The 23,874-nt window shown below is 41.4% G+C and carries 17 protein-coding genes and 1 riboswitch; of the genes, 15 read left to right on the plus strand and 2 right to left on the minus strand.

Annotation, left to right across the window (positions count from 1 at the left end):
- Positions 1-198 precede the first annotated feature (198 nt).
- The 5 genes from N0M92_RS23335 to N0M92_RS23355 all read left to right on the plus strand — a co-directional run bounded on the left by N0M92_RS23335 (position 199) and on the right by N0M92_RS23355 (position 6,321).
- Positions 199-1,374, plus strand: coding sequence for a MalY/PatB family protein (locus N0M92_RS23335; RefSeq protein WP_260288089.1), 1,176 nt, complete (start codon positions 199-201; stop codon positions 1,372-1,374).
- A gap of 55 nt (positions 1,375-1,429) precedes the next feature.
- Positions 1,430-2,875, plus strand: a complete 1,446-nt coding sequence (locus N0M92_RS23340; protein ID WP_260288090.1) for a sigma-54 interaction domain-containing protein — start codon at positions 1,430-1,432, stop codon at positions 2,873-2,875.
- 174 nt (positions 2,876-3,049) lie between these two features.
- On the plus strand, positions 3,050-4,528 hold the full coding sequence (locus tag N0M92_RS23345) for an amino acid permease (protein WP_260288091.1): 1,479 nt from the start codon (positions 3,050-3,052) through the stop codon (positions 4,526-4,528).
- Between the two features lie 91 nt (positions 4,529-4,619).
- Positions 4,620-4,997 carry a RidA family protein gene (locus N0M92_RS23350; protein WP_260288092.1) on the plus strand — a complete coding sequence of 126 codons (378 nt, stop codon included), beginning with the start codon at positions 4,620-4,622 and terminating at the stop codon, positions 4,995-4,997.
- Between the two features lie 328 nt (positions 4,998-5,325).
- Positions 5,326-6,321, plus strand: a complete 996-nt coding sequence (locus N0M92_RS23355; protein WP_260288093.1) for a D-cysteate sulfo-lyase — start codon at positions 5,326-5,328, stop codon at positions 6,319-6,321.
- A 377-nt stretch (positions 6,322-6,698) separates the two neighbouring features.
- Here the strand turns inward: N0M92_RS23355 and N0M92_RS23360 are convergent, their stop codons facing one another.
- Positions 6,699-6,881, minus strand: coding sequence for a hypothetical protein (locus tag N0M92_RS23360; protein ID WP_260288095.1), 183 nt, complete (start codon positions 6,879-6,881; stop codon positions 6,699-6,701).
- A 380-nt stretch (positions 6,882-7,261) separates the two neighbouring features.
- Between N0M92_RS23360 and N0M92_RS23365 the strand changes: the two genes are divergently transcribed.
- The 7 genes from N0M92_RS23365 (at position 7,262) to essA (ending at position 18,693) form a co-directional block, all read left to right on the plus strand.
- Positions 7,262-8,176, plus strand: coding sequence for a nucleoside hydrolase (locus N0M92_RS23365; RefSeq protein ID WP_260288097.1), 915 nt, complete (start codon positions 7,262-7,264; stop codon positions 8,174-8,176).
- 586 nt (positions 8,177-8,762) lie between these two features.
- On the plus strand, positions 8,763-9,053 hold the full coding sequence (locus N0M92_RS23370; protein WP_034306171.1) for a WXG100 family type VII secretion target: 291 nt from the start codon (positions 8,763-8,765) through the stop codon (positions 9,051-9,053).
- Positions 9,054-9,149: 96 nt separating this feature from the next.
- Complete coding sequence (locus N0M92_RS23375) at positions 9,150-9,389, plus strand: EsaB/YukD family protein (protein ID WP_076372547.1); 240 nt, start codon at positions 9,150-9,152, stop codon at positions 9,387-9,389.
- 71 nt (positions 9,390-9,460) lie between these two features.
- Positions 9,461-10,792 carry a type VII secretion protein EssB gene (gene essB / locus N0M92_RS23380; protein ID WP_260288098.1) on the plus strand — a complete coding sequence of 444 codons (1,332 nt, stop codon included), beginning with the start codon at positions 9,461-9,463 and terminating at the stop codon, positions 10,790-10,792.
- 30 nt (positions 10,793-10,822) lie between these two features.
- Positions 10,823-15,304, plus strand: a complete 4,482-nt coding sequence (gene essC, locus N0M92_RS23385; RefSeq protein WP_260288099.1) for a type VII secretion protein EssC — start codon at positions 10,823-10,825, stop codon at positions 15,302-15,304.
- A complete protein-coding gene (gene esaA, locus N0M92_RS23390; protein ID WP_260288100.1) occupies positions 15,297-18,224 on the plus strand; it encodes a type VII secretion protein EsaA in 2,928 nt (975 codons plus the stop codon). Before essC ends, esaA begins: the two co-directional genes overlap by 8 nt.
- Entirely contained in the window at positions 18,211-18,693 is a 483-nt protein-coding gene (gene essA, locus N0M92_RS23395; protein WP_260288101.1) for a type VII secretion protein EssA, read from the plus strand. The genes esaA and essA overlap by 14 nt, the downstream gene beginning before the upstream one ends.
- A 141-nt stretch (positions 18,694-18,834) precedes the next feature.
- On the opposite strand, the gene N0M92_RS23400 is transcribed toward essA, so the two are convergent.
- A complete protein-coding gene (locus N0M92_RS23400) occupies positions 18,835-18,969 on the minus strand; it encodes a hypothetical protein (protein WP_260288102.1) in 135 nt (44 codons plus the stop codon).
- Positions 18,970-19,126: 157 nt separating this feature from the next.
- Positions 19,127-19,346, minus strand: a riboswitch (cobalamin riboswitch).
- Between the two features lie 189 nt (positions 19,347-19,535).
- Between N0M92_RS23400 and N0M92_RS23405 the strand changes: the two genes are divergently transcribed.
- From N0M92_RS23405 to N0M92_RS23415, 3 genes are read left to right on the plus strand one after another with little or no spacing between them, the layout of a single operon-like run.
- Positions 19,536-20,492 carry an AAA family ATPase gene (locus N0M92_RS23405; RefSeq protein ID WP_260288103.1) on the plus strand — a complete coding sequence of 319 codons (957 nt, stop codon included), beginning with the start codon at positions 19,536-19,538 and terminating at the stop codon, positions 20,490-20,492.
- A gap of 32 nt (positions 20,493-20,524) precedes the next feature.
- A complete protein-coding gene (locus N0M92_RS23410) occupies positions 20,525-21,685 on the plus strand; it encodes a DUF58 domain-containing protein (protein WP_260288104.1) in 1,161 nt (386 codons plus the stop codon).
- On the plus strand, positions 21,682-23,874 hold the full coding sequence (locus tag N0M92_RS23415) for a DUF4129 domain-containing transglutaminase family protein (RefSeq protein ID WP_260288105.1): 2,193 nt from the start codon (positions 21,682-21,684) through the stop codon (positions 23,872-23,874). The genes N0M92_RS23410 and N0M92_RS23415 overlap by 4 nt, the downstream gene beginning before the upstream one ends.

The raw sequence follows: 23,874 nt of genomic DNA on the forward strand, positions 1-23,874 counted from the left end.
ATAAGAAAATATTTCCTAAGATTGCAAAAGTGCTAATGTTTAGGATGAAAGGGTTTAAAAAAAAGACCGCGGTATTAGGGAATTCAAATAAGATATTCTATGAAAATAAGGAGGTTTTATAAGAGAAATGAGTTGGCATGACAATTGCTTATATAAAAGGCAGGATACACAAGCAAACATGAGAAGGAGAGATACTCGATGAAATATAATTTTGACCATGAAATCCGTCGACTGGGTACTGACTGTGAAAAGTGGGATAATCTCGAAAATCAATTTGGCGTAAAGGATGTTATTCCGATGTGGGTGGCTGATATGGATTTCAAGTCTCCGCAACCAGTCATCGATGCATTGGAACAACGTGTGGTCCACGGAGTATATGGCTACATGCTTAGACCGGAATCATATATAGAATCCATTGTTGGTTGGCTGAAAAGAAGACATCGATGGTCCGTTGAGAAAGAATGGATTACCCACAGCCCAGGTGTGATTCCAGCCCTATCGTTGGCGATTCAGTCCTTCACGCAGACAGGGGACAAGATTATTATCCAACCGCCTGTTTACCATCATTTTGCCCGCGTGATCGAAGCGAACGGCCGTGAAATTGTAAACAACCCGCTTAAGCTTGAAAATGGGCGTTATTTAATAGATTTCGAAGACCTAGAGGCAAAGATGGATTCAAAAGTGAAAATGTTGATTCTATGTAGTCCCCATAACCCAATCGGAAGGGTATGGAGCAAAGAAGAATTAACGAGACTGGGGCAGCTTTGTATGAAGCACAATATTCTCGTTGTCGCAGATGAAATTCATTTTGACTTTGTTTATAAAACACATACCCATATTCCTTTTGCCTCTATTTCAGAAGAGTTTGCGAATCATTCTCTTACCTGCATTGCTCCAAGCAAAACTTTTAACCTAATGGGTGTGCAGACGTCAAGCATCATTATTCCAAACCAGCAACTGCGTGAAAGGTATGACCGAGAACTTAATACATTATCCATTGGTTCACCGAACATATTTGGTGTTGTTGCGTTAGAGGCTGCGTACCGCCATGGAGAAGAATGGCTGGATCAGCTCCTCGAATATTTGCAGGGGAATCTGGAGTTCACTCTGAGTTATTTCAGCAAAAACATCCCGCAAATCAAAGTCATTCAGCCTGAAGGCTCATACCTTGTATGGCTTGATTGCCGAGAATTGGGAGTTGAAGAAATGGACCAATTTATGTTGCGCCGAGCAAGGGTTGCCATGAATGAAGGGCAGATCTTCGGTATGGAAGGAGAAGGGTTTATGCGGCTTAATATCGCTTGCCCGCGTTCGATGTTGAAAAATGCGTTGGGTGGCATAGAAAAAGCTGTTTCCTCTTTGTGCAAAGCGTAGAAATTTATTTTATTATAGAATTATTTCATACAGCCCTATAGCAGAGGAGGATAATATGGCAGGCTTTATCGGCATACAAAAATTTATTCAAGATTACGCTGAGAACACGGCAGGTATCCTTGGTCTGGATATAACGGTGCTTGATGAAAAGGGCGTTCGCATTAGCGGAACCGGCTACTATAAAGACCTCATTGGCAAAACGGCTCCGGAAGGCTCCTTTTTCAGAATGATATTGGAAACAGGGGAGCCAGGAGTGGTTTACGATGTGAAAAAAAATGAGTCGCAATGTAGGAGTTGTAAATTCGTGAATCAATGCAAAGAGCTCGCGACCATTGGGTTTCCTATTGTAAAGCAAGATAAACCGGTTGGCGTCATCGGCATGATTGGTTTTTCCCTTGAACAAAAGGAGAAAATGATTATAGAATCAGAGAACCTAATACAGTTTTTAAGCAATGTTAGTACATTGCTGGTCAATAAATTAGCAATGCTGGACCTTGGTAAAGAACAGGGGTGCAAAATTCAAGAAGATATACCGACATCCCCGAAATCCATTACTTTTGAAAACATTCTTGGTAAAGATTCCGGGCTTCAAGATGTTATTAAAAAAGCAAAAAGGATTGTCAACAGCCCATCCACAGTGTTGATTAGGGGAGATAGTGGTACGGGGAAGGAATTATTGGCTAAGGCGATTCATTTTGAAAGCAAGCGTCGAATGCATTCATTTGTAGCAGTTAATTGCGCTGCCATACCTGAAAGCTTGTTAGAAAGTGAATTGTTTGGATATGAGGGCGGATCATTCACTGGCTCAAGGCGGAATGGGAAAATGGGGAAATTCGAATTAGCGCACAACGGAACCATTTTTCTTGATGAAATTGGAGATATGCCGCTTTTCTTGCAGCCAAAGTTATTACGGGTTTTACAGGAAAAAGAGATTGAAAGAATCGGTGGTAATAAAGCGATCGAGATTAATGTACGGGTGATTGCGGCCACTCACCGCAACCTGGAGGAAATGGTGAAAAACGGAACCTTTCGCGAGGATTTATATTATCGTCTCAATGTTCTCCCTCTCCATACCAAACCATTGAAAGAGCGACGTGATGATATTGCTTTGTATCTCGAACATTTCATTCATAAACATTGTATGATCATGCAAAGAAATTTACTGAGACTTGACCCCGTGCTGGAGCGGTGGCTCATTCGTTATGATTGGCCTGGTAATATACGGCAATTAGAAAACGCAGTAGAATATATGGTGAATATGGCCGAATCGGATATTGTGGGCTTTCAAGATTTACCTGACTATCTCTTTCAACGGGATCCTCTCTCTGTTGAGTGTAGTGGATTAAGCTTAGAACAAATGATTTCAGAATATGAAAAAGACGTAATCCAGAGCTATTTCCTGGCTGAAAAATATCGAGATGATAAAGAACAGATTGCCAGGGAACTACAGATTAGCCTCTCTACTCTATATCGCAAGTTGGAAAAGTATAAATTATGTTAACTTCATCTTTACTCAAATAATATTAATGCCGGAGAGTGCTTATAGCATTTTCTCGGCTGAATTATAAGTGGAAGGCAGAGGTACTTTGTTAGTTAACAGAAAATTGTAAAAAAACAACAAGGTGAGCCTGCATACCAATTGTATTTGAACTATGAGTAAACAGGGGGATGCACTATGGGGAAATTAGAAGCGGAGATAAGCAACACCCTAGAAGGGCGAAATCAAAAATCATCATTACAAAGGAAGCTGAAATCCAGACATTTAACGATGATGGCCATTGGCGGCGCTATTGGAACTGGATTGTTTGTATCCAGCGGATCGACGATTAGCACTGCGGGGCCGGGAGGAGCGCTTGCTGCATACATACTGGTCGGTATCATGGTCTATTTTGTCATGAATAGTTTAGGGGAGCTATCGGCCTTCTTACCGGTCCCGGGGGCCTTTGATATCTATGCATCAAAGTATATTGATCCTGCGTTAGGCTTTGCGTTAGGTTGGAACTATTGGTATACAACTGCGATAACGGTTCCTGCAGACTTGGTGGCCTCTACCCTTATTATGAAGTATTGGTTTCCAGACTCACCTTCCATATTGTGGAGCGCACTATTTCTCGGTTTGTTGCTAATCTTAAATGTTTTATCAGTCAAGGCCTATGGTGAAAGTGAATATTGGTTTGCTGGTATTAAGGTCATCTCGATCATCGTGTTTCTCGTTATTGGGGTTGCCATGATTTTTGGAATTATGGGAGGGCATGCGTCCGGGTTCAGTAACTTTACCCAAGGGGATGCTCCTTTCCATGGCGGGCTTATATCTATCTTTAGTGTAGTGCTCATCGCCGGCTTTTCGTTCCAGGGAACAGAGGTGATTGCGACGGCCGCAGGTGAAACCGAAAATCCATCGAAAAACGTGCCGAAAGCGATCCGGTCAATCTTCTGGCGCATCCTTATTTTCTACGTGCTGACGATTTTTGTTATCGGTTTGATTATCCCTTATACGGATCCAAACCTGCTTAAATCCGGCGTTGAAAATGTATCTATCAGCCCTTTCACGCTCGTTCTTCAGAGAGCTGGGTTGGCATTTGCCGCTTCCGTAATGAATGCAGTGCTTCTTACCTCTGTATTATCAGCTGCAAATTCAGCAATGTATGCTTCTTCACGTATGCTTTGGGCTTTGGCAAAAGAAGGGAAGGCACCACGAATCTTTGCTAGTCTTAATCGGAAGGGAATTCCCATGTTGGCGCTCTGTGCAACGGCAATTATAGGATTAGTCTCTTTTTTGGCTTCCCTTTTTGGAAATGGTTCTGTTTTCATATGGCTGATAAATGCTTCGGCCCTTACCGGATTTATCAAATGGTTCGGGATTGCCGCTAGTCATTACCGCTTCCGTAAAGCATATGTAGCACAAGGTCGAGATCTAAATGAATTGCCGTTTAAAGCCAAATGGTACCCTCTGGGCCCGGTTATAACACTAGTATTTTTTGTGGTTTTCATTCTTGGACAGACTCTTTTTTTCGGAAATCAGATTGGCTGGGCGGAAATACTGGCTACCTACATTGGTCTACCTATTTTCTTGCTTCTCTGGCTTGGTTATAAAATCATTAAGAAAACAAAAATGGTGCCGCTTATGGAGTGTGATTTTGAGCGAAAAGAATAAGTGGGAAGGCTGTGTCATGTAAGCGTTGCATTCAGAGGGATATTACATTCAAGTCCGTTTTAACGGGATTACAAAAAAAGAGGTGGTTTATATGATAAAAGAAACAATCATAACCAATGAAGCTCCCAAGGCGATCGGTCCTTATTCACAAGGTATTAAGGCAGGAAATGTAGTGTATACTTCAGGGCAGCTTCCAATTCAGACTGAAACTGGAGAAATGCCTGATAATATTGAGGAGCAAACAAGGGTGTCATTGGGGAATCTTGAAAAGGTTTTAGAAGCGGCGGGATCAAGCTTACAACAGGTAATAAAAACAACGGTTTTTTTAAGCGATATGAATCACTTTGCCGTGATGAATCAAGTATACGGAGAGTTTTTCCCTGATAATTATCCGGCAAGAAGTGCGGTTGAAGTTGCTCGTTTACCTAAAGATGCTCTTGTTGAAATAGAAGCGGTGGCTATTATTTAATGATATATAATTGAAAAGGGAAGGCAGATTGATATTCAATTTTCTTTAATGTAAATATGGCCAGCCTTAAACAAAGGCTCTTTTCGTAAAGAGTGTTGTTTTTTAAAACTAAACGATTTAAGGTTGATGGAGCGCAAGTGCGAGACTCCTGCGGGAGCAGCGGGACAGGTGAGCCTCCACAGGCGTTTACGCCGAGGATGCTCACCGCCCGCCCCGCGGAAAGCGAGCATCTGGAGGGGAAATCAAACCACACCGCTTTACTTGGTAAATAGCAACAAAGTATGCGAAAACAGCCTAAACAAAAAACATCTGGAGGAGTTTTAAAAAAATGAATTTAGCACAATTTCCTAGAAAGCGATATACACCAAAATATACCCCGATTGAAAGATTAGATCATTTTTCTGAAGTTCTTGGGGGCCCATCCATTTATGTTAAACGAGATGATATGCTTGGTTTGACGGCTGGGGGAAATAAAACAAGAAAACTGGAATTCCTTGTTGCCGATGCATTGGATAAAGGCGCGGATACGTTGATTACATGTGGAGGCATTCAATCCAATCATTGCCGCTTGACACTAGCTGCTGCCGTTAAAGAGAAAATGAAGTGCATTCTTGTGTTGGAAGAGGGACTTTCAAAAAATTCAGAGCCGGATTTTAACGGCAACTATTTTCTCTATCATTTATTGGGGGCTGACCAAATTATAGTTGTCCCTAATGGTGCGGATTTAATGAAAGAAATGCAGAAAGTGGCTAAAGAGGTATCAGAGAAAGGTCAGCGACCTTACATCATTCCGGTTGGGGGATCGAATGTCATTGGTGCAACGGGATATTTGGCTTGCGCACAGGAGATCTTGGCACAGTCCTTTGACCAAGGGATTGATTTGAAAGCAGTTGTTTGTGTAAGCGGCAGCGGAGGAATGCATGCTGGTTTGGCGGCTGGATTTCATGGAAACCAAAGTGGAATATCAGTGATTGGAATAAACGTAAGCAGAGGAAAAGCTGAACAAGAAGAGAAAGTTCATCAGCTAGTTAACGAAACGTTAGCACACATCGGGATTCCACATTCAATTCCTCGTGAGGAGATTACGTGCTTTGATGAGTATGTCGGTCCGGGTTATGCTTTGCCTACACCTGAAATGGTGGAAGCTGTCAAGCTAATGGCAAGAACGGAAGGGATTTTGCTGGATCCGGTATATACGGGTAAAGCGGCAGCGGGACTCATCGATTTAATACAAAAAGGCACCTTTAAGCCTGAGGATAACATTCTATTTGTGCACTCTGGTGGAGCTTCATCGTTATACGCCAATACTTCTTTCTTTTATTGAATTATATGGCGATAGTGTGAAGCAAAAAACAATAGAGTGGAAGGTAAAGGAGCTTCTGGTAAGAAAAGGTATATAGAATCAGCCCAATGAAGCCGTACCAAATAGTATAGGAATGAACTTATCTGATTTGCTATAGACTTTAACAATGCTTTCTTCTGGTGTGGGATAGAATATGATGAAAGTTATCTCGTAAATAGACCATTAAATAAGGTTTGTTATGTGGTTCGTTAAAAATGAGCTGGCTGAAAATTTCCGGCTCATTAGAATCATAGTTTTTAGGAAAACATTCACCATAATGTACATGTCCTTTCCTTCCACATATTCAGTTTTTTAGTCGCTGGTTCGATCCCATCGGCTTCCAAATGGAACTTTTTAAATCAATGGATGGAAACGAATTTACTCCTCAATTCCTCTTCCGTTACTTCGATCTTTCCTTTCAAATCTTCAGCCAGTAATACATAACTTTTCACGCCAATGAATTCTGAATGTGATATTAAAAAGAATTTCGTTCCTTTTTTATATGCAGAAGGGACATCTACAATCAACTTAAACATTTTCATCCTTTTTCCACCTTGGATATCATAAATTCGAAACGCGAGTATTCATAACTGCTTTTGTAGTAGACGTAATAGCATTGAACAAGTTGATGAGGAATTGGTCACTACTAAGATATAATTTCTTCTTTTCACTTTTTATATCATTGATATTTATGAGCGGTCAACTATTATTACCGATCGATACAAGAAGCGGCCGGCATTGTCAATTGTTTGCGAATTAAGAGTATTCCTAACTTTCTGTGGAACTGCCTATCGTTGAATGTTAAAATTCAATTGGAAAACAGTGTTTCATGATACATAAGAAAGAGAAAAGAGAGGGCAACCAATTTGTTATTTCTCTATGGAAAAGCTCTCAAAAAGTGATTTTGGAAGGTGTGGAAATATTGAAACCAATCATATTTGATGTTGATACTGGGATTGATGATGCCATGGCAATGGCATATGCTTTAAATTCTCCGGAATTGGAAGTGCTCGGATTCACCACTTGCTTTGGTAACGTGCCCGTTGTTGAATCGACCCGCAATACACTTGCCGTTTTGGAAAAATTAAATAGGCGCATTCCGGTTTTTGAAGGTGCTGACCAAACTTTGGTGCGCGGAAGGAAGAAGAAATATCCGAAGCATGTTCATGGGGAAGACGGGTTAGGAAATACTCTTAAGTTTGAACCAACCATCAAAGCATCACAAGGAAATGCAGTAGATTTCATTATCGATCAAGTGAAAAGCCGACCGCATGAAATTACGATTATTGCAGTTGGACCACTGACTAACATCGCATTGGCGATTAAAAAAGCCCCAATGATCATGTCATTAGTAAAAGAGGTCGTTATTATGGGCGGTGCCGTAAACGTACCAGGAAATGTAACGCCCTATGCTGAAGCGAACATAATATCAGATCCTGAAGCAGCTGATCAGGTATTTGCTTCAGGACTGCCAATCACCCTAGTGGGGCTTGATGTGACACTCCAAACATATCTGTCGAAATCGAAGCTTGATGATTGGCGGGCCACTGGTAAGGAAAGCGCCAAATTTTTAGCGGAAATGACCGATTATTATATGAAAGCATATGAAAATTCCCATCCAGGCTTGGGCGGTTGCGCCCTTCACGATCCGCTTGCTGTCGGAGCTGCGGTTGATTCAAGTTTTGTGAATACAGAACGGATGAACGTCAAGGTGGTGACCGAGGGTGAAGAAACAGGCAGGACAATTGGCCAAAAGGATGGCGAATCTAGAATCCGCGTCTGTACAAATGTTGAAAGTGGTCGGTTTTTGAAACATTTTTTGGAACGGGTTATATGACTAAGCAACGTAATTGAATCATGTATTAAGTATAAAGGCCATCACTTTTCCAAAAACCTATGGGAAGAGATGGCCTGTTTCTGTTGGATAGACCGATTCCCGCTATATGACGTATTCCTACGCCGAAATAATAGACCGAAAAAAGAGGAATCAGTTCAAAATATCTTTGTAAAAAAGGTCCTCCGTTCAATCGGATGTCCATTTTTGAATGATTTGGGATCGATCATTTCTAAAGGCGAACAGTATGGAAACGTTTGATTTTCAGGCTTTAATCAAACGTTTGATTAATTGGCTAAAAAAAGTCTAAAGTCCCTATTAATATGGTGTAAACCATATTATTGGATAATGGTTCGGGAATATTAGGTATAAGGAACCTTTTTTACCATAAAAAAGTAAAAAGTTAAAAAAAACTAAAAAACGGGTTTGAAGATTTGGAAAAACAGGTACATAGACTTTCATAATGCCATATTTAGGTTTTTTTGCATAATCATAATTTACCATTTTTCGACTTTGCGCTTATTTATATGGCAGAAAATGTATGGTTCTATTAAAATGTACTATATAAGATAAAAGGAGGGTTTTTTCTATGTCACAAATTCGTGTAACACCTTCGGAACTGAAAGATGTAGCTAGACAATACGATAATGAAAGCCAACAAGTAACGGATATGATTGGTCGTTTAGATAGAATGAGAGATCATTTAACTGGTATTTGGGAAGGTTCTTCCAGTGAGGCTTTCGTAGGCCAGTACGAAGAATTAAAGCCTTCATTCATGGATATGGCACGTTTGTTGAATGAAGTTTCTCAACAATTGAATAAATCAGCTCAAATCCTTGAAGACACAGATAATCAGATTGCTAGTCAAATTCGCGGATAATCATTAGGTCAATGAGATAAAGAATTTTCTAGGAAAAAGCGCCGCGACTCTTTATGAAGATCGTGGTGTTTTTTTGCTTTAAAAGAGGTGGTTTCCATATATATTCAACTGACGATCGATTTAAACAGGTATACAGGGGAAGTGTTTGATTTGCAAGTGTCGAATTACCGCTCCATCAAGAAGGTTGTGGAAATAATATGGCAGGTAAAGGGTATTGCCAGTGCACCTAAAGAAGGCTATTGGGTGCGGGTCCAGAATAAAGAGTTCGTATGTTCAGGTTATGAAACCCTGCTTGATAGCGGAATTACGACGGGGGACCGCCTTGAGATCCTCTAATGGATTAAGTGTGGACTCTTTATAGGAAAAAAGTCTAAAGCCCTTTAGCAGGGGTAAAGGAGTTACATATAATGGATGAGAAAAAATCCTCATATCTGGAGAAAAAAACAGAAGCTGCAATAATGAGGGATGATAAGGGGCATTCGTTCCTTTTCCAACGGGCAAAACTATCGATGCAAGACCCACTGGAATTACAGCTTATTCATGAAGCGGATGATGCTCTCCAGAAACATATAGAAGTGACAGAGGACGAGGTGCAGATCAGAGTAAATCCACCAGCCTCTTTTTTTGTATTTTCAAAAGCTAAAGATAAAAATCCATTGAGTAGATGGTTAGCGTCTTATCAAATCTTGAAGAAAACCAGGAATCATGAATTAAGTCGCCTGCAACTAGTCGTCTGTCCAGAAAATATCATCTTTGATTCAAGCTTGGCCCCATATTTCTTGCATTATGGCGTAAAAGACAGTTTGCCTCCTTATGAAAATGATCAAGATGAGCTATTTAAAGAAACGAAGGCAACGATTTCAGCGCTTGTGGATGGGCAGTATACATTCGAAGAGTACCTGCTTTACCATAAAACACTGAAACTATCGAATGAATCACAAAGTATATTGGCAGCGGGGACTTGGGATGAGCTTTCCACGGTCATTCAAAATCGGATAGATGCTTTAGAGAAGGAAGAAAAAGCATTTGTGCATATCCCTGAAAAGAAATGGAAAACGGGACGTTATACACTTTGGGGTACGGTGATCGTTCTAGTGCCACTGCTGTTGTTCACGATTTACACACTATTTTTCTCCCATCCTAAGCAGGAAGCATATGTAGCAAGCGGTGAAAGCTTCTTAAAACAAAAATACAGTGAAGTCATTGACCGTTTGGAAAACTATGATCCGAAAAAAATGCCGTATGTCGTTCAGTATGAACTGGCGAAGTCCTACGTTACTTATGAGCCGTTAGATGATGTCAGGAAGAAGAATGTAGAAAATGCAATCACATTGCAAACCGATAGTCAGTATCTCCTATATTGGATTTATATAGGCAGGGGCATGAACGAGGACGCAATCGATTTGGCGAGAATCATGGAGGATCGTGAATTGATTATGTATGGGCTGGTAAACCAGAAAGAACAAATTAAGTTGGACGATAACCTTTCAGGGGAAGAAAAGGAAACGCAAATTAAAGAAGTTGATACTGAGTTGTCCCAATATGAAAAGGAAATAAAGGAATTGCAAAAGCAAATGGAGGAAAAGGAAGATCAGAACCAGCCTTCAACAGAATCGAATATAGAGGATAAAGGCGCAGCGGAGGCAAAACCTGCTGTAAAAGAAGAAGCGGAAAAGGAATCTGCTTCCAAGGATTCCTCCAATAAATCATCTGAAGAAAAAGAGAAAAGCAAAGAGTGAGCAATGGGCCTTTTGCGGAGGTGAGATTTAATGAGTTTATTATGGATTTATTCTAAGGAGACCTACCAATCCTTTACGATCAAGGACGATCATAACGGTCCAATTACGATTGGGCCATCAAAACAGGATACGATCACGGTTTATTCCATTCCCTTTGAACATGGTTCCATCAAGCTAAAAAAACAGGAAGAACTTGATGGATATGAGGTGTTTAGAGAGGACAAGAAACTTGGCGATGTAAAGCCATTCCAAAGCTTCACCTTTCATGAAGGAGAAGAAACGGTCGGGATTTTTTATACAGCAGGGGAATTGGAAGAAAGCCTCTATTATATAGGCAATTTGAAAGAAGTCACTTTATCGGCCAAGGTGGGAGCGACCATTTGTAAAGAAGGACCAGTTTCAGGCAATGGATTTTCCTTTTTGCTTCATAAAGGGCAGTGGCTTCTCATGCCAAAGGAAAATAGCACGATATTCCTGAATGGTGAAAGGGTGACGAAGACTGTTCCCATTCAAAATGGTGATCTGATTTGCTGGCCGAATATGGCGCTTAGGTTGGTTGAAGGCGACTTATTGATGATTCACTGTGCCGAGAGCTATGAAACATCTTTATCTAAAATGAAGAAGCCAATTTCTGAAATGAAAAAAAACTATCCACAATATCGCAGGACACCAAGGATGATCTACGAATTGCCGGATGAGAAAGTGACAATATCTTTTCCGAGCCAGGAATCGGAAGATAATAATAGAGGGTTATGGCTAATCCTTATGCCGCCTTTAATGATGTTAATCGTCATGGGGGTCATCACGGTCATTCAGCCTCGGGGCATTTTCATCATCATATCGATTGTGATGTTCACAACGACTTTAGTTACCTCGACGGTACAATACTTTAAAGACAAAAAGAAGCAAAAATCTAGAGAAGAAAAACGCCAACGTGTATATACCAGGTATCTAGAGCAGAAGAGGGAAGAATTGCAAGAGCTGTCTGAGACACAAAAGAATGTGCTTTTCTATCATTACCCTTCTTTTGAAAGGATGAAGCTTCTCACTGAAAGTATCAGCGACCGTATATGGGAGCGAACTTTGGAAAGTGAAGATGCCCTGCACTTTAAGATCGGAACGGCGACCATACCCTCAAGTTATGAGGTATCGGTAAATAGTAGCGATATGTCCAATCGGGATATAGATGATTTACTTGAGCAGTCGCAAGAACTTGTGGATGTATACAAAAACCTGGATGATCTTCCGTTATCCATCGATTTATCAAGCGGATCGATGGGCCTGGTCGGAAAGGAATCGATTGTTAAACGGGAGCTGCAACAATTGATTGGGCAGCTGGCCTTTTTTCATAGTTATCATGATGTTCGATTTGTGGCCATTTTTCCGGAAAAGGATTACCAAGAATGGGAATGGATGAAATGGCTCCCTCACTTTCAATTGCCGCATGCCTATGCAAAAGGCTTTATATATAATGAGCAATCACGTGACCAGCTACTGACCTCGATTTATCAGCTATTGAGGGAAAGGGATTTGGATGAGAACAAAGGGAAAATGAGATTTACTCCCCATTTTGTCTTTATTGTCACGGATCGTAATTTAATTGCGGAGCATGTCATATTGGAATATTTAGAAGGTAAAACAGACGATTTAGGTATCTCGACGATTTTTGCGGCGGATGCAAAAGAAAGTTTGACTGAAAATGTCCATACGCTTGTGAAGTATATAAATGATCTTGAAGGTGAAATTCTCATCCAGCAAACGAAGGCCGTTCATACTCCTTTTAAACTTGATGCCCATTCAAAAGAAGGGAATGAGCGATATGCACGTACGCTGCGTTCACTAGATCATCAAAAAGGCATGAACAATTCCATACCGGAAACAGTATCATTTCTGGAATTATTGAAAGTTCGTGAAGTGCAAGATCTGCCTATTAGCCAAAACTGGCGGACCAATCAGTCTTCCAAATCCTTGGCAGTTCCCATTGGATTGAAGGGGAAAACGGATAGGGTTGAATTGAACTTGCATGAAAAGGCCCATGGCCCCCATGGATTGGTTGCTGGGACGACAGGGTCGGGGAAAAGTGAATTACTGCAAACCTACATCCTATCATTAGCCGTTCATTATCATCCGCATGAAGTTGCTTTTTTGCTCATTGATTATAAAGGTGGGGGAATGGCACAGCCATTCAGGCAGATTCCGCATCTGCTCGGAGTCATTACGAATATTGAGGGAAGCAAGAACTTCAGTGCCAGGGCACTAGCCTCCATCAATAGTGAATTGAAGAAACGCCAGCGCTTGTTCGATCGATATGAAGTCAATCATATCAACGATTACACGGACTTATACAAAGAAGGCAAAGCGGATGAACCGTTACCGCATTTATTTTTGATATCAGATGAGTTTGCGGAACTTAAAAACGAAGAACCGGATTTCATCCGTGAATTAGTGAGTACGGCGCGTATTGGACGGAGCTTGGGAGTTCATTTAATTCTTGCTACACAAAAGCCGGGCGGTGTAATTGATAACCAGATTTGGAGCAATGCCCGTTTTAAAATTTCCTTGAAAGTGCAGGATGCCAATGATAGTAAGGAAATTCTTAAAAATAGTGATGCGGCAAATATTACTGTCACCGGACGGGGATATTTGCAGGTAGGAAATAACGAGGTTTATGAATTGTTCCAGTCTGCGTGGAGCGGTGCACCATATTTAGAGGATACGGTTGGATCTGAGGATGAAGTGGCACTTGTCACGGACCTCGGTCTTGTTCAAATCTCAAATGTATCGGAACAGATCACTAATATGAAGAGAGAAAAGATTAGTGAAATTGAAGCCGTGGCAGATCGAATTGTGGCGACACAGGAAGTAATGGATATTAAGAAGCTGGCAAGCCCATGGCTGCCGCCTCTTTCAAATCGTTTATCGAGAAATGCTGAAAGAAGCTTGACGAGCAATCAATTCCACTTGGGAATGAAGGATGAGCCCGAATTGCAGAGCCAGACAAATTATGTATATAACTGGATTGAAGATGGAAATGTTGGGGTTTTTGGTTCTTCCGGATACGGCAAATCAACCACCGTTTTGACACTTCTTTTTAGTTTTGCAGATCAATTCAGTCCAAAAGAGCTGCATTATTATATTTTCGATTTCGGGAATAGCGCTCTATTGCCAATGCGACAGCTGCCTCATACAGGGGAATACTTCAGGTTCGATGAGTTAAGGAAAATTGAAAAGTTCATGTTATTCATGAAGGGGGAAATGGAAAGGCGTAAGCAGCTTTTTTCAGAAAAGGAGCTTAGTAACATAAAGCTTTATAATGCATTAGTGGAAGATAAATTGCCGATTATTTATATCGTGGTCGACAATTTCGACTTAGTGAAGGATGAGATGCAAGACCAGGAAGCGCAATTCGTTCAGTTTGCACGTGATGGACAATCACTTGGAATATTCATGATCTTAACGGCAACGAGAATCAATGCGATTCGCCAGCCGTTAATGAATAGTCTTAAGACGAAGGTCGTCCATTACTTAATGGACAGTTCGGAACAATATTCAGTTTTGGGGAGAACCCCTTATGAAAATGAACCTGTTCCGGGTAGGGCGTTGGTGAAAAAGGACCAAACCTATCTAACGCAGGTTTATCTACCAGCCGATGGTACGGATGATATAGCCGTCTTGGAAGAAATGAAACAAGCCGTGGCAGAACATAAGGTTACATATAAGGAAACAGCCAAACCGCCGGCGATTCCGATGTTACCGGCATATCTTGATTCCAGCAGCTTCAAGAGTTACTGCTCACAAGCCATTAAGAAGGATTCCATTCCAATTGGGCTTTCAGAGGAAAGTGTTGCACCTGTTTTCGTGGAGTTGAATTCCAATCCATTCCTGCTTGTCGTAGGACAGTCACGTAAAGGGAAAACGAATGTCCTTAAAGTGCTCTTGGAATCGATGCTTACACAGGAAATTGGGGAAATTGGTTTATTTGACGGAGTTGACCGTGGTCTATCCTCTTATGCTATAGAGGAGAAGGTGAGCTATGTGGAAACAAAAGATCAGATAACCGAATGGCTCGATCATATCTCTGAAATATTTGGAGAACGTGAACGAAGTTATCTAGCGGCATTGGAAAATAAACCGATGAAGCAACTGGAATTCTCACGGATCATGTTTGTCATAGATAGCATTTCAAGGATCCAGCAAACGATAGACGGCAGGATTCAGGATAGGATCAGCAGTTTGATGAAACAGTACAGCCACCTCGGGTTTAGTCTGGTTGTCGCTGGAAATGCCAACGACTTCACGAAGGGGTATGATTCTTTGACAACCGAATTGAAACAAGTCAGACAGGCTGTTTTGCTTATTAAAAAATCGGACCAAAGCTTGTATACCCTCTCCTATTCCAGAAAAGAAGAAGAAATACAGCCGGGTTACGGATACTTTGTGCTGAATGGCCAGGAGAGTAAAATCCAAATACCACTAAGTGAAGAAAGAAGGAGAGTGCAAGAGAGTGTCTGAAAAAATAAAACCGATGCTATTAATCGGTAAAATACTGGTGATCTTAGCGCTGCCGGTCTTGTTTTTTTCTTATATTGGCCAAAATCCAATGAAAAAGACAGAAACGGCTTCTCGTGAAATCGCCATTGTAAATGAAGATAATGGCACTGAATTTAATAATAATCCTATTTTCGTGGGCTCAGAGCTTGTTACTACATTGGACAAGGATTCTGAATATCAGTGGTTTGTGGTTAATAGAAGTACGGCGGAAAGTGGGCTTGCAAATGAAAAGTATGATGCAGTTATATATTTTCCATCCGATTTTTCAGAGAATATTTATACGTTCGATGATGAACAGCCTGTCAAGGCGGGAATAAAATACAAGGTACAACCTAGTTTGAATGCAGAGAACATGGAAAAGGTACAAAAGGAATTAGAGAAGACAAAGAGTAAAATGAATAAGCATATTTCAACACAGTATTGGAGCTATGTTTCCCAATCGGTAGAGGACATCCGTAAGAAGTTCGATAATGTCCTTGCTAAAGAAATCGCTTTTCAAAACACGATGTATGAGTTTTATACTCCAAGCTCGGAAAGCCTTGCCGGCGAAATCAAGCAGCATAAGGACATGCTTGAAGGAGTCTTTGCCCAAACGAAGGATGCTGGTAAAACGAGTAATGAAACAATGGATGAAATAGGGAACACCAAGACTCAAATGGCCTCCTTTGTAGAAGATGTAGTTTCTTTTGAGGAATATCAAAAAGCTCAAAGTATTCTTTTTGAGAAGGCTTCGGCTCAAAATCAGCAACTTGTCAACGAGAGTGTTCAATCATATGACAAGGTGCTGAATGAAGGGAACCAGTCGATACCGGAGATTCAGCAAGGGATGAATACGAAATACAGCCTTAATGATCAAGGCATTAGTGAGAATGTTGGTATCATGCAGCAGAAGATTGATTCCAGCAGTAATGAATTGGAACAATTTTCAACAAGCATGAAAGACAAACAAGTAGAACAAATTACGAAAATCACCCAAGATCAACAAAGCTCGATTGAACGATTGAAACAATCGGAAGAGGCGGGTCTTGATAACCTTCAGTCTACATTGCTTGTGCAAAGAGGAAATCTTGCAAGCGGCTCTGGTGATGGGGAAGTCATTGGTGAAGGAACGACGCCTATAGAAGATATCGAAACGGAAACGGGCAAAGATGAATCGGTTGCTGCACCTGAAAAGAAGGACCCGATTGATGAACTGTCGCTACAGGTACTGCTGGATCAAATCACTGGAATCAACACGGCACTTGAAAGTTTGGTGCCGGCAGAAGGAAGTGAAGGAGCTGCTGAACAAATCAACAACCTTACCGCAGAACTCCAAACGGAAATCAATAATCTCAGCGGAACGGTAAACGGAAGGACAGGAAATTATAACCAAGTGATAACTGAGTTCAATACACTGGTAGATTCGTATAATGAGCTGCTGGCACAGTTTACGCAATTACAAGCTGATTATAATGAACTCGGCACGAATTATAAGGATTTAGGTGACCAATGGAAAAAGTCACAGGAAGATATTCAAAAATTACAGGACATCCAGAGTATGACAATCGATGAGGCCATAGCAGAAATCAAGACTCTCGAACAGTCACTTCTTGGAAAAGTGGGGGGAGAAAGGCGAGCGGTGCTGGTGAGGGCCTTTGAGAATCCTATCACCAATCGGGATTCAACTACCCTCCTTGCCTATTACGGTTCACTCTCATCTTATGGAGAATTGGCTGAAAGAGTCACGGAAGCAAATGTAGATAAGGTATTTGCAGCCAATATAAAAGAATTGGAAAACTTGAAAAATGGGGTTTCCGGAAACGTAGATGAAGAAGCGAAACTCGTTAAAGCCAGCTTAGCAGGAGTCAATGAGAACTTCGGCATGTTCTCAGAGTCCATTAAGGGTTATATGAAAGAATATGATGCCAACGTTGAAACGGGGCAGAAAGCCACTTTAGCTGAATTAGCGGCAATTACCGGAAAGGCTCAAGAAGTGTCTGCCAATTTGTCAGATCATATGGAAGTTCCTGAAATGGAGGCTGAACCTCCAGTTAATCTTGATGGAGAAATGTTTGTATCACTTCAAGACAATACGGCAACAACTGTCGGCTTCATTTCCGAACTTGTCAATTCTGTAGCGGAACGACAGGACACGGTCACGAAGGATACAGCGGACCTGCAAGCGAAAGTGGGGTCAGTACAGGAAAGGGCCGATCAGCTTAATGACAATTGGTCCCAAAATGTAGACTCAACCGAAAGAATCAAGACGGATGTATATAGTGTCTTGAACAATACTCTAGTCGATGATCAGCAGAATGGGTATGTGTACGAATATTTAGCGAATCCCGTACAAATCAGCGGGGAAGTCCTTCATCAGGAAAAGGTTAATATCCCGCCGATCGTCATGTTGGTGATCATTCTCATCTCTGGGTTATTGATTGGTTTCTTCCTGCATCATTATGAAACCATTCCAATGATGGTCCATGCGGCCTTGTTTACCTTATTGAACCTGATCGTAGGTTTAATCATCAGCATGTATGGTTTGAAGATCTATCCGCTGGGAGATATGCAGGAGATTAAATGGACCGTATTCACCGTCCTGCTTTTATTCTTCTGTGCAGCGTTTACCCGACTAGCGTTCTCGATTGGGCCGTTTGTCGGTGCTATCCTGGTGATTGGTTTGATCAGTTTCTTTACCATTCCATTATTGGATTTAATCATGCCTAATTTCAATGTAGACCACCCGGTTGCGGACGTATACATGTCCATACAATTCGGTAATCAGTCGGCATTCATTCCGGCTAGTATCATCTTGATTGTGCTGACGCTTATTGCAACGATCATTCCATATATAGTGAAGCGTCTTACAGAAAGAAGAGCAATGGCCCATGAAGTGGAATAAATATGTAATGCCTGTCTTGCTCATCCTGTTTTTTAGCCATGCACCTCATGGCGGGGCGGTAGAGGAACCCATGGTGGAGCCCAATGAATATCAAGAAAAGGATATTGATATTCAAACGGAGTATTTCCATGAAGAAGGATTGTTGGAACAGAAGCGGAAACTGCCTGAAGAACAAAAGGACCTCACTTTTGAAAGAGGGAAATATGATGCCGTTGACTCGGTGAAGGACTCACTGTTTCTATCTCCTGTAAAAGAGAATCAGAATAATACCATCGCTTCAAAATCAGAACAGCTTGGATTATTCTCGGAAGTCGCCATTCGAACGAGAAGCGAAGAAGAAACAGAGCCTTCCCTTAATTTTGACCTAACAATATTGCTCGGCATCATTTTGGCACTTTTGGTCGTTTGTTTGTTTTTTATCCTTATCCCGAAAATGGGGAAGCTGAATGGTGATGTTAATCGAAAATGAAAACAGCCCGATTCCTGGCAAAAGTCAGGAATCGGGCTGTTTTGTTACATATCCATAACGGTTTTAATATGCCCTAAAAGAAGGGCGGCTGCGAAGATTAAAATGAAAAATTTTTTATACATGATCAGTACCTCTTATATCTTATGAGTGGATTGCATTCATTTTAGCATAAACAAGACAGAAAGGAGGTCTCCTTAAAATGTACTGATCGGTGCGGCGTGGCTTCATTGCCCTGATGATCGGATAGCATAAAAAACGAAAGTCTTTCTTTGCCATAAATCTTCCTCCTTTTACGTATTGGGTGGATGACCTCCGTATTGCTTTTCCCAGCAAGACAAATAGCCGACCAAGAGTTTTGGTCGGCTTCAGGCTTCTATGTATCTGTAGTAGAAAAAGATGGGAGAGCCGTGCAATCTCCTATCTTCCGAAGAGCATAATACGATGAAAAAAGGCAGGTCTCCTGGCTTGTGCGTCATTTTACTCTAAGAACCTTCCCATTTGGGTTAAATGGCCGGTAATCGGCGAGCGATTACAACCTCAAATAGTTGTAAACATCTTATTTCATTAGCACTTACAGTTGCGGAAACAGCTTCGGTTTTAAACCGAATTCCCTATTAAGCTGACCATGCAGCACCTTTTTCTGCAAGATTCATATTCACTTAGCAACAGTTTACCATACCTTTTTTCAATAGACCGCATTAATAATTTAGGACAAATTCGTTTATGGTTTACCGAATATCTAGTAAACTTACAATGTAAGGTTTAATTGGAGCTTAATGTAAAATTTTGATATAGAAAAGGTATGAAATAATGGTGATACTGTGAATCCCGGGAGGTAGAGAATGATTTATAAGCAGGTCAATCAAAAACTGGAAATGGTTCTGGGGAATATCGAAAAGGTGATTATCGGAAAACGGGATATAGCAGAACTAAGTATCGTGGCACTCCTTTCCGGTGGACATGTTTTATTGGAGGATGTTCCGGGCGTGGGGAAGACAGTCATGGTAAGGGCACTGGCAAAATCTATAGGTGCAAGCTTTAAGAGAATTCAATTCACACCTGATTTACTTCCTTCTGATGTTACTGGTGTTTCGATCTTCAATCCTAAGGAACAAGAATTCATTTTTAGGCCAGGTCCGATAATGGGACATATTATTTTAGCCGATGAAATTAACCGGACCTCGCCGAAAACTCAATCTGCATTACTTGAAGCCATGGAAGAGGCAAGTGTGACGATTGATGGTGTCACAAGGAGATTGGAGAAGCCGTTCTTCGTAATGGCGACACAAAATCCGATCGAATACGAGGGGACGTATCCGCTTCCGGAGGCTCAATTGGATAGATTCCTATTAAAAATGAAAATGGGCTATCCGGGTGTGGAAGAAGAGATAGAGGTTCTTAATAGAGCTCAATACACGGTACCGCTTGATGAGCTGGAAGCCGTCATCACCTTGGATGAATTGATAGAATTACAGGCTGAGGTAAAAGCTGTGATAGTGGATGACACAATAAAACGATATATTGTTGAATTGGCGAATCGAACACGTACGCATGAAGGGGTCTATTTAGGTGTAAGCCCGCGTGGATCGATAGCCTTGATGAAGGCAGCCCAGGCTTACGCGCTGATCCAGGGCAGGGACTATGTTCTGCCGGACGATGTTCAATATTTGGTTCCATTCGTATTTTCCCACCGGCTTATTTTGAAACCCGAAGCGAAGTATGATGGCTTCGATGCTGGAATGGTGATACATGAAGTTGTGGCGACAACACAGGTGCCCGTAAAGCGGGCTATGACCTAATGCGCAAATTCATCAACATTTTAAGGGGAAATATGAGTGTGGTCGGACTTGTATTACTCATGACCGTTTCCTTTTGCTATGCAATGTTTCAAGGTGGTTTTGTCAGTTGGTTCATTTTTTATTCATTTTTGCCGTTTTCTGTGTACGCTTTGATTCTGCTGTTTTATCCGCTGCATGATTTGATCGTTGAGAGAAAGGTCAATAAAAGGGAATGCCAGGCCGGCGAATCTGTTGAAATAGCATTGACGTTTACCCGTAAAAACCGGCTGCCCCTATTATTTATGGTGGTAGAGGAGGAATTGCCTCAGCGTCTGGAGGATAGGGGATTCCAAAGGAAAATCATTATCTTTCCAGGATTCAGGCGTACCTTCAGCATGTCATATACCTTGGAAGACATGGAGCGTGGAGAGCATTCGTTTCAATCGATCCGCTTTTGGGTTGGGGACTTTTTCGGGTTAGTCGAAAAGGAAGCGATATATAGTTCACCTCTGAAAATAACTGTTTTTCCTCGTTATCATGAGCTTGCCTACAGTGATTTTGATCGAGTGTTCAATCAGGGGACAGTGGTTTCAACAAAGAAAACACAACGGGAACATTCAGTGGTATCCGGAGTAAGGGAATATCAGCCAGGCGATCAGTTGTCATGGATTAATTGGAAGGCGACGGCCAGAACGAGTGAAATCATGACGAAGGAATTCGAAGTGCAGAAAAGCCGGGATGTATTCATCATGCTTGATGAAAAGCCGTCGGATTTATTCGAAGAATCCATTGTAATGGCTGCTTCCGTTGCTCACGCCATGTTAAAGAAAGGCATGGAAATTGGGTATGTGAGTATGGGGTCGAGGATGATCATACCGGCAGCAGCAGGCAATAACCAGAAACGAAAGATTTTTTACAGACTTGTTAAAGAAGAGCCGAGTGCTGTAAACGCTTTGAATGAAAATGTCAGGAAGGGAATTCTTCCGGCAAACGCTGCTGTGATATTCATCGTTTCAGACTTAACTTTAGAAAAAGTGGACATATTGAGTGCTTTCCAGCCTAATCAGGGATTAATGTTATGTGTTAAGAAACAGGCAAATCTTACTGATGAGGAAAGGTTGTCAAGTTCTACAGCTGTTTCGAGGGGGTTGAAGGTTAGCTTTTTTGAACAGGGCCAACTAAAGTTTGATAGATCAGAGGTGATGGCAAAGTGAATGTCACTACCGATAAGTTGGAAAGGTTCATGCATGTCTTGATGTATGTATTTGGTCTGTTGTTGATTACTGAATGGTTAAGGCCTGTCGATAAACTCACCGATACAGGTAATATCATCATTTTTATTTTATTTTTGCTCTATTCCCTGCTGCTGCATTATTTCCGCCTACATTGGTCAATCCGAGTAATTCTCAATAGTGCTTATATAATGATTTCATTACAGTTCCTCCATTCAAAAGACGCTTTATTTCAATTGTCATGGCTGAAAGGATTTCTAGCGGATTTTAAGGGCAATCTTGGTTTTATATATGATGGGAATTGGGAGTTGATCACAAATCCATTTCGATCGTTGTTATTTTTTGTCCTTCTTTGGCTTGTAACATACTTGATCCATTACTGGGTGATGGTGAGGCAAAGCATCTTTTTCTTTTTTATGTTAACGGTGATTTTTATATCTGTGCTTGACACATTCACTCCTTATGCGGGGGATATGGCAATGATTAGAATAATCATCATCGGCTTCTTGATGCTAGGCCTGCTGTCCCTGCTGCGACTGACGATACAGGAGAGGATCAAGTTTCCGATGGCTTCCATCAATAAGTGGATCTTGATGCTGACCGGCATGATATTGGTAAGTGTCCTTGTTGGTTTCGCTGCCCCGAAGCTCTCTCCGCAGTGGCCGGACCCGGTGCCTTATATTACTTCTTATTCTGATAAAGCGGGGAAAGAAGAAGGCGGTTCGAAGCGGAAAAGTGTGGGATATGATGAAGACGATTCGGAGCTTGGCGGTTCGATAGAGCCGGATAGTTCCATCGTTTTTTATAATAATGCTCCTGCAGGACATTACTGGAAAGTCGAGAACAAGGATATTTATACCGGTAAAGGGTGGGATTCCATACTGGAAACGGACTTTCACACTTTTTCCAACGGACAGGATATGGCATCTTTAGGTCTTCATGACGTTACTGAAGTGGTGAGGACAGAAGGAATGACGGCAAATGTGTCCATGATGGAACCATATTCCCATATCCTTCATCCGCAATCCGGGTATTTAAAAAAGATTGAGGCCAAAAACGGGAAGGATTTCAAATATTATCAGGGGATGGACAAAGTTATTTCCGAACAGGATAATGGCGAACGACTTTCCCTGAAAGAGTATGAGCTTAGCTATGATATGCAGAGTTTTGATATAGCTGAGTTAAGGAAGGTAACGGATCCCGACGGGTCGATGGATTTAATAATGGAAAAAAACACTCAGCTTCCAGAGGGATTGCCAAACCGGATATATGAATTGGCATCCCGGCTAATAAGGAATGAAACAAATTGGTACGATAAAGCAAAAGTCATTGAGGATTATTTTGACGGACCTGAATTCATTTATTCTAAGGACGATATTCCCTATCCGGAGAGCAATCAAGATTATGTCGATCAATTCTTATTCGAGACACAGATAGGGTATTGTGATAATTTTTCAAGTGCAATGGTCGTTTTACTAAGAGCCGCCAATATGCCTGCAAGGTGGGTAAAGGGTTATACGGAAGGGGAAAAATCAATCCTTGATGGCGAGTCCGTTTATAAGGTGACCAATAATAATGCACATTCCTGGGTCGAGGTTTATTTTGCAGGGATAGGCTGGGTTCCCTTCGAGCCGACAAAGGGTTTTGATGGGGAAGTTGAATTTTACGATTCGGAATGGAAACAGGAAGTGAAGAACACTGAAGAAACCCCAATTAATAAAGAGCAAACAAGGAAAGAGGCCAAGGAACGTCATGATACACCTGATAGGGAAACTCGATCACCCTTGAAAACAGGGAACATGGAATGGTTCTTAAAATGGACTGCCATCACACTGTCAGGTGTATTGATACTTGCTTCTATTGGTTATTTCTTCAGAAGGAAGTGGATTCCCCATCTGCAGATTCTTCGTTATAGAAAGAAAACCGGTGCTCATTTCTCGACTGCCTATTTAATATTATTGAAACAGTTAAAACGAGCTGGTTTGGTTCGTCCGGAGGGGCAAACTTTAAGGGAGTACGCCGCCTATGTGGATGCAGTGTACGATACGGATGAGATGAGTGAATTAACGGCTAAATACGAGTTAATGATATATCGTGGAGACGTGGAAGATGGCGAATGGAAACACTTTCAAAAGGCTTGGGAAAGTTTAATGAGAAAAACTAGCTCTTGA

Origin of the sequence: Peribacillus aracenensis, from assembly GCF_025175645.1 — a bacterium.
GTDB lineage: Bacteria > Bacillota > Bacilli > Bacillales > DSM-1321 > Peribacillus > Peribacillus aracenensis.

Excerpts from the sequence above, each read along its gene's own strand:
- essA (WP_260288101.1), top strand. The coding sequence starts at position 18,211 with ATGAAGTGGAATAAATATGTAATGCCTGTCTTGCTCATCCTGTTTTTT.
- N0M92_RS23340 (WP_260288090.1), top strand. The coding sequence starts at position 1,430 with ATGGCAGGCTTTATCGGCATACAAAAATTTATTCAAGATTACGCTGAG.
- essB (WP_260288098.1), top strand. The coding sequence starts at position 9,461 with ATGGATGAGAAAAAATCCTCATATCTGGAGAAAAAAACAGAAGCTGCA.
- N0M92_RS23360 (WP_260288095.1), bottom strand. The coding sequence starts at position 6,881 with ATGAAAATGTTTAAGTTGATTGTAGATGTCCCTTCTGCATATAAAAAA.
- N0M92_RS23350 (WP_260288092.1), top strand. The coding sequence starts at position 4,620 with ATGATAAAAGAAACAATCATAACCAATGAAGCTCCCAAGGCGATCGGT.
- N0M92_RS23355 (WP_260288093.1), top strand. The coding sequence starts at position 5,326 with ATGAATTTAGCACAATTTCCTAGAAAGCGATATACACCAAAATATACC.
- N0M92_RS23400 (WP_260288102.1), bottom strand. The coding sequence starts at position 18,969 with ATGGCAAAGAAAGACTTTCGTTTTTTATGCTATCCGATCATCAGGGCA.
- essC (WP_260288099.1), top strand. The coding sequence starts at position 10,823 with ATGAGTTTATTATGGATTTATTCTAAGGAGACCTACCAATCCTTTACG.
- N0M92_RS23405 (WP_260288103.1), top strand. The coding sequence starts at position 19,536 with ATGATTTATAAGCAGGTCAATCAAAAACTGGAAATGGTTCTGGGGAAT.
- N0M92_RS23345 (WP_260288091.1), top strand. The coding sequence starts at position 3,050 with ATGGGGAAATTAGAAGCGGAGATAAGCAACACCCTAGAAGGGCGAAAT.
- N0M92_RS23370 (WP_034306171.1), top strand. The coding sequence starts at position 8,763 with ATGTCACAAATTCGTGTAACACCTTCGGAACTGAAAGATGTAGCTAGA.
- N0M92_RS23335 (WP_260288089.1), top strand. The coding sequence starts at position 199 with ATGAAATATAATTTTGACCATGAAATCCGTCGACTGGGTACTGACTGT.
- N0M92_RS23410 (WP_260288104.1), top strand. The coding sequence starts at position 20,525 with ATGAGTGTGGTCGGACTTGTATTACTCATGACCGTTTCCTTTTGCTAT.